The sequence below is a fragment of the Variovorax sp. GW823-FHT02B07 genome, from assembly GCF_058797695.1.
On the sequence record NZ_JBXAJX010000017.1, the window covers coordinates 1 to 2,204 of the forward strand.

Annotated in this window: 1 protein-coding gene; it reads left to right on the forward strand. The window is 70.6% G+C overall.

Annotation, left to right across the window (positions count from 1 at the left end; all coding sequences use genetic code 11):
- Window positions 1-2,204 (forward strand): type VI secretion system Vgr family protein (locus AC1RGU_RS31320; protein ID WP_492700414.1); only part of this gene is annotated, 2,204 nt, incomplete at both ends.

A 2,204-nucleotide genomic window follows, 5' to 3' on the forward strand; every position in this document is an offset into this window, starting at 1 on the left:
GCCGGCAGCTGGGCCTTCTCTTCCGAAGTGAACGGTTTCCTCGCCGACGCCCCCGTTCGCACCTACTGCACCCAGTACCGCGAGAGCGACTGCGACTTCTTCTCGCGCCTGCTGGCCGAAGAAGGCCTGGCCTGGCGCATCGAGGAAGACGCCCAGGCCCCGACGGGCCACAAGCTCGTCATCTTCTCGTCCAACGACACCCAGCCCGCCGATACAGGCTCGCCCGTTCGCTTTCACCGCAAGAGCTCCCAGGAACGCAGCGACGCCGTGCAGGCACTGGTGCGGCGCATGCGCCAGTCGGTGGCCCAGGTGCACCTGAGCGCCTGGAACGTCGACGGCAAGCGCCAGCTCACAGGCAGCGCCCCGGCGCGCTTTCCGGTCGGCGGCAAGAACGCCCCGCGCCTGGAATACGACGACGTGCTCGGCCTGAACGACCGCAGCCGCGGCTGGGACACCAACCGCACCGTCGAGCGCTACGCCGCATTGATGATGGAAGCGGCCGAATGCCGCGCCGACCTGATGCTGGGCCACAGCACCGTGCGCACCTTGCGCGCGGGCACGCGCCTCGAGATCGACGACGCGCCCGCGCTGGGCTTGCAGGCCAGGCCCGCACTGCTGCTGGACACCGTCGAACACGTGGGCATCAACAACCTGCCCAAGGACACGGCGGCGTCGATTGCGGCGCAGCTGGGTGCGCTGACGGAGCACCTCGTGTTCGACCAGCCGTGCGCCCCTGTGACGGCCGAGGCCGATGTGTTCGGGCTGGTGTCTGCAGCCACCAGCGTAGGCAACAACGACAACACCATCTATCCGCAGCCCCAGAACCTCGCCACCGCGCAAGCCCAGGGCTACGCCAACAGCTTCTCGGGCGTGCACGCCCCGCGCCCCTGGCGCCCCGCCCTGGCGGCGGCCGACGGTGCCCGCCTGCACGCCAGGCCCACGGCCAGCGGCGTGCACAGCGCCATCGTGGTCGGGCCTTCGGGCGAGACCTCGCCCAACGGCGCCGACGAGCTGTACTGCAACGACCGAGGCGACGTGCGCGTGCGCTTCCACTGGCAGAACAACGCCAGCGACAACAGCAGCGGCGACAGCGCCCAGGACAACCGCAGCACCCGCTGGATCCGCGTGGCCCAGCGCCAGGCCGGCCCCGGCATGGGCTGGCAGTGGCTGCCGCGCATCGGGCAGGAAGTGCTGGTCAAGTTCGTCGACCTCGATGTGGACCAGCCCGTCATCGTCGGCGCGCTGTACAACGGCCGCGGCGACGGCGGCATCGCCCCCACGCCCGGTGGCGCATCGCGCACCGGTGAGAACAGCGAACAGGACAACAACGACAGCAACGACGTCTTCGCCCAAGCCGGCAACGCCTCGCCCAGCGCCCAGGCCAATCTGGCGGCCGGCCATGCCCCGCCCTGGCACGGCGCCAGCGCCGACGACAAGGGCCACCGCAACGCGGCCGCCCTGAGCGGCTTCAAGACCAAGGAGTTCGGCGGCGAGGGCTTCAGTCAGCTGGTGTTCGACGATTCGAACCAGCAGCTGCGCGTGCAGCTGCACGCCAGCACCGCTCACAGCCAGCTGAACCTGGGCCACCTCATCCACCAGGCCGACAACTTCCGCGGCAGCTTCCGAGGCCAGGGCCTAGAGCTGCGCACCGACGGCTATGCCGCGCTGCGCGGCGGCAAGGGCGTGCTGCTGAGCACGTACCACGGCGCAGGCGGCCAGAAGCTGGAGCCCGTGGGCGACTTCGCCGCCGGCATGGCGCTGCTCAAGCAGGTCCAGCAGCTGGGCCAGGCCCTGAGCGATGCGGCCAGGACCCACGAGACCGTGCAGCTGGCCGGGCACATCGGGGCGACCAAGGCCAACGAATCCCAGTTGGACAAGGAGCGTGCGCCCTACACCGCGATGGAGCACACCGCCAGCGGCATGGTCGCGGCGGATGCATTGGATGCCGCCTACGCGGACGCCGCAGACAAGGCCATCGCCACCGGCGAAGGCAAGGTACCCCACACGAGCGATGCCGTGATCGCGCTGGCCGCACGCGGCGGGCTGGCGATGGTGGCCGGCCAACAGCTGCAGGTCGTCAGCGGCGAGACCGCCACACTGGCCAGCGGCGGCGACATCAACCTGGCGCTGGCCGACGTGCTGCGCGTGCACAGCGGCCAGGCCATCGGCGTGCTTGCGGGGGCGCAGAAGGCCGATGCGGACAC